1 protein-coding gene is annotated in these 846 nt (G+C 49.9%); it reads left to right on the forward strand.

What is annotated here, in order from left to right; all coding sequences use genetic code 11:
* Positions 1-33 precede the first annotated feature (33 nt).
* The coding region (locus R7190_RS26465) for a PAS domain-containing protein (protein WP_318137751.1) at positions 34-846 on the forward strand (813 nt) is incomplete at its 3' end.

Below are 846 nucleotides of genomic sequence, written 5' to 3' on the forward strand. Positions count from 1 at the left end.
TATTTGTGGGCACTTCAGGATACTTTACTAATTATGTTTCGCTTCGCTATTCCTTCACCGTTGATGACTGACTGGCAACACGTTCTGCAGCAATGCTGTGATGCCACTCAAGCTCAGGGACAACTTTATACCCTGAGCTACACCAAACAATGGCTATCCAGTGAGGTATCCACCTCGCCACAAAATCACCGCGCCATCGTGGCGATGATTGAGCAAAACTGCGCGCAATTTTCCGCGCCGCACTTTGACGTAGTTTGCTCACAATTTGATGATGAAAACCTGAGTCTTTGCCCAGTATGGCTACCGAATGAGGAGCTGTTTGCCGTTGTGACGTTGACGCACTCAACGCAGCAAAAGCAAACCGTTTCTGCGTGGCTGAGCGCACTGGCAGGCCGCATCAGTTTTGATGTTAGCCAGCATTATCATCAAGAGCTCAAACGTCATCACTCACACGCCAACAAGCCACTACCAACGCTGCAAGAATTCATCGATTGTCTGGATGACCACATCTGGATCAAAACCACCGACGGTCTGTACGCCATGACTAACCGCAGCGTGGAACAGGCGTGGAAAAAGTCTAACGATGACATTGTCGGGAAGAACGACTTTGACCTTTTCAGCGCCGAGCGCGCGGAAAAATTCATTGATGCCGACCGATTAGTGGTCGCTACTGGCACACAGAACATCGTTGAAGAGTGTCGCCAAATTGATGAAAACAACAACCCAACTTGGCTGGAAACCATCAAATCACCGGTACGAAATCAGGCCGGTGACCTGATCGGCATTTTGGGCATGACGCGCAACATTACCCGTCGCAAGATGGTGGAAACGCAATTGTCGTTGGCG

It is taken from the genome of Vibrio sp. 1078-1 (assembly GCF_033340475.1).